This window comes from Micromonospora foliorum (genome assembly GCF_022229015.1).
In the GTDB taxonomy this organism is placed as follows: domain Bacteria; phylum Actinomycetota; class Actinomycetes; order Mycobacteriales; family Micromonosporaceae; genus Micromonospora; species Micromonospora foliorum.
Genome location: NZ_JAKKFF010000191.1, coordinates 1 through 3,463 on the forward strand (window position 1 = coordinate 1; position 3,463 = coordinate 3,463).

The 3,463-nt window shown below is 73.0% G+C and carries 5 protein-coding genes and 1 pseudogene; 5 read left to right on the plus strand and 1 reads right to left on the minus strand.

Going from position 1 to position 3,463, the window contains the following annotated elements; translation table 11 throughout:
• Positions 1-115: 115 nt before the first annotated feature.
• Entirely contained in the window at positions 116-520 is a 405-nt protein-coding gene (locus PSH25_RS15425; RefSeq protein WP_238659748.1) for an Asp23/Gls24 family envelope stress response protein, read from the minus strand.
• A gap of 83 nt (positions 521-603) precedes the next feature.
• Here PSH25_RS15425 and PSH25_RS15430 point away from each other — a divergent pair, with 83 nt between their 5' ends.
• The 5 genes and pseudogenes from PSH25_RS15430 to PSH25_RS15450 all read left to right on the plus strand — a co-directional run.
• Positions 604-765: a hypothetical protein gene (locus tag PSH25_RS15430; protein WP_238659749.1), complete on the plus strand. Its 162-nt coding sequence runs from the start codon at positions 604-606 to the stop codon at positions 763-765.
• Between the two features lie 66 nt (positions 766-831).
• On the plus strand, positions 832-1,134 hold the full coding sequence (locus PSH25_RS15435) for an urease subunit gamma (protein ID WP_110563915.1): 303 nt from the start codon (positions 832-834) through the stop codon (positions 1,132-1,134).
• Positions 1,131-1,478 (plus strand): urease subunit beta, encoded by a 348-nt coding sequence (locus tag PSH25_RS15440; RefSeq protein ID WP_308193675.1) that lies wholly within the window; start codon positions 1,131-1,133, stop codon positions 1,476-1,478. Before PSH25_RS15435 ends, PSH25_RS15440 begins: the two co-directional genes overlap by 4 nt.
• A complete protein-coding gene (locus PSH25_RS15445; protein ID WP_238659750.1) occupies positions 1,475-3,178 on the plus strand; it encodes an urease subunit alpha in 1,704 nt (567 codons plus the stop codon). The genes PSH25_RS15440 and PSH25_RS15445 overlap by 4 nt, the downstream gene beginning before the upstream one ends.
• Positions 3,178-3,463: pseudogene (locus PSH25_RS15450) on the plus strand (urease accessory protein UreF); the annotation flags it as partial. The gene PSH25_RS15445 and the pseudogene PSH25_RS15450, both read left to right, overlap by 1 nt.

Consider the following 3,463-nt stretch of genomic DNA (forward strand, 5'->3'; position numbering starts at 1 on the left):
CCTAAGGCCACGAGACTGGGGTTCAGACGCGTGCTCTGCCGGTCGCAGCGGAGGCCGGCGAGAACCACGAGGTGACCTACTGACCGGGCCCGCCCGGCCCCGACGCCGGCTGCGGTCAGGCGGGTCGGCCGGCCATCCGCCGACCGATCCGCCGCCCGGCGAGGCTCACCAGGGCGCTGCCGGCCGCCATGCCCACCAGCACCAGAATCCCGCCGACCACCCACAACCCGCTGTCGTCGGTCGACGCGGCCCGCCACGACCACGCCGCCGTGAACGCCACAGTCATCACCGCCGCCACCAGCCACGGGCTGAGCCGCGTCCCGGCGAGCGCGGCCAGCAGCACGAGCGTCACCACACAGCCGACCACCTGCCACGGCTCGTACGGGCCGCTGCTCGCGCCGGTCTGCGCGTCGACCGTGTACTCGTCGTCCCAGCCCAGCCAGAGCAGCCACGCCCCGACCGTGGCCACCGCCAGGAACAGAACACCGAGCAGTGCGCGCGTACCCCTCGTCGCCGTCATCCGGCGATCATCCCCTGCCTGCCGCTCCACGGGAACACGGACCGGGCAGCCAGGCGATCCCCAATGGACTGTTGCCTCGGTCGGTGGCGATCCTCTACGGTCTGCTCAGCGGTGGGCGGTGCGGTCCGCATCCGACCCGACACCGCCGGTTGCCCGTCGTGCGGGCCGGGATGGTGGAGTCCCGGGTCGCCCCGTCGGCGGTGACCCGGCGGTCGTGTGACTCCCAGCTCGTCCCCGGGCGCTGATGCCCGGCGCGACTCCGTGCGGAGCCGACGGCGAGCCGGGCACGCCGACCCCACCGGGAGAGCCCCGTGTTCCTCAGCCCACACGAGCAGGACCGCCTGCTCATCCACGTCGCGGCCGATGTCGCCCGCGCCCGCCGCGAACGCGGCCTGCGCCTCAACTATCCCGAAGCCGTCGCGGTGCTCACCGCGTTCCTCCTCGAGGGGGCCCGCGACGGGCGGTCGGTGGTGGACCTGATGTCGGCCGGCCGGACGGTGCTCGGCCGCGACGACGTCCAGGACGGCATCCCCGAGCTGCTGAGGGAGGTGCAGGTGGAGGCGACGTTCCCGGACGGCACCAAGCTCGTGACGGTGCACCACCCGATCCCGTGATCCCCGGGGAGATCCTGCCGGCGGCCGACCCGGTCGAGATCAACGTGGGTCGTCCGGTGACCACCCTGCTCGTGGTCAACACCGCCGACCGCCCGGTGCAGGTCGGCTCGCACTACCACTTCGCCGAAGTCAACCCGGCGCTGTCGTTCGACCGGGACGCGGCCTGGGGGCAACGGCTCGCCGTTCCGGCGGGCACCTCGGTCCGGTTCGAACCCGGCATCAACCGCAGCGTCGACCTCGTACCGCTCGGCGGGGCACGGATCGTTCCGGGTCTCCGCGGGGAGTGCGCGGGACCGTTGGACCCGCCGCCGCACGCGGGAACGGCCGACGGGTCGCCGCGGTGAGCGCCGTGCGGCGGGACCGCTACATCGACCTGTACGGGCCAACGACCGGTGACCGGATCCGACTGGCCGACACCAACCTGCTGATCGAGGTGGAGACCGACCACTGTGTGGGCGGCGACGAGGCGGTCTTCGGCGGCGGGAAGGTGATCCGTGAGTCGATGGGTCAGGCCCGTGCCACCCGCGCCGAGGGGGCACTGGACACCGTCATCACCGGCGCGGTGGTGCTCGACCACTGGGGCGTGGTCAAGGCCGACGTGGGGCTGCGCGACGGGCGCATCGTGGCGCTCGGCCGGGCCGGCAACCCGGACACCATGCCCGGCGTCCACCCCGACCTGGTCATCGGCCCGTCGACCGAGGTGATCGCGGGCAACGGGCGGATCCTCACCGCCGGCGCGGTCGACACGCACGTGCACTTCATCTGCCCGCAGATCGTCACCGAGGCGCTGGCCAGTGGCATCACCACGATGGTCGGCGGCGGCACCGGGCCGGCCGAGGGGACCCGCGCGACCACGGTCACCCCGAACGCCTGGCACCTGGCCCGGATGCACGAGGCGCTGGACACCATGCCGGTCAACGTGCTGTTGCTCGGCAAGGGCAACACCGTCTCCAGCGAGGCGCTGTGGGAACAGCTGCGGGCCGGCGCGGGCGGTTTCAAGCTGCACGAGGACTGGGGCACCACGCCGGCGGCGATCGACGCCTGCCTGCGGGTGGCCGACGCGTCCGGGGTCCAGGTGTCGATCCACACCGACACGCTCAACGAGGCCGGGTTCGTCGCCGACACCCTACGGGCCATCGGGGGGCGGGCGATCCACTCGTACCACACCGAGGGAGCCGGCGGCGGGCACGCACCGGACATCATCACCGTGGCCAGCGAACCGAACGTGTTGCCGTCGTCGACCAACCCGACCCGGCCGTACACCGCCAACACGCTGGCCGAGCACCTGGACATGTTGATGGTCTGCCACCATCTCAACCCGTCCGTGCCGGAGGACCTGGCCTTCGCCGAGAGCCGGATCCGACCGTCCACGATGGCCGCCGAGGACCTGCTGCACGACCTCGGCGCGATCTCGATCATCGGTTCCGACGCGCAGGCGATGGGCCGGGTCGGCGAGGTGATCATGCGGACCTGGCAGAGCGCCCACGTGATGAAGGACCGGGTCGGCGCGCTGCCGGGTGACGGGGCCGCCGACAACCACCGGGCCCGACGGTACGTGGCGAAGTACACCATCTGCGCGGCGATGGCCAACGGCCTGGAACGGGAGGTCGGCTCGGTCGAGCCGGGCAAGCTCGCCGACCTGGTGCTCTGGGACCCGGCGTTCTTCGGCGTCCGACCACACCTGGTCCTCAAGGGCGGCATGATCGCGTACGCCCAGATGGGCGACGCCAACGCCTCCATCCCGACACCGCAGCCGATGCTGCCGCGGCCGATGTTCGGGGCGTACGGCGCGGCGGCGGCGGCCACCAGCCTCGCCTTCGTGGCCCCGGCGGCCCTGGACGTCGGGCTCCGCCTCGACGTGCGACGCCGGGTGGTGCCGGTGAGCGACGTGCGGTCGCGGGGCAAGGCCGACCTGCCGGAGAACAACGCGATGCCGTACATCGAGGTGGACCCGGACACCTTCACGGTGCGGATCGACGGTGTGGTGGTCGAGCCGGACCCGGTGACCCGGCTGCCGATGGCCCAGCGGTACTTCCTGTTCTGATGGCGACGCCGAGCCTGCTGTTGCTGTTGGCCGACGGGCGCTTCCCGGCCGGGGCGCATGCGCACTCCGGTGGTCTGGAGGCGGCCGTCGCCGCCGGCCGGGTCACCGACCTGGCCTCGTTGGAGGCGTTCCTGGCCGGACGATTGGCCACCGCCGGTCTGGTCGGCGCTGCCTTCGCGGCGGCCGCACACCGCGCGGCGGTGGCCGAGAACGCCGGCCGGGCAGACTCGGCCCGTTCCGCCGGAGCGTCGGACGCGTCGGCTGAGTCCGCGGCCCGGTCGGGGG

Bases quoted from the DNA above. Each gene is read 5' to 3' on its own strand.
- PSH25_RS15425 (WP_238659748.1), bottom strand. From the start codon at position 520: ATGACGGCGACGAGGGGTACGCGCGCACTGCTCGGTGTTCTGTTCCTG.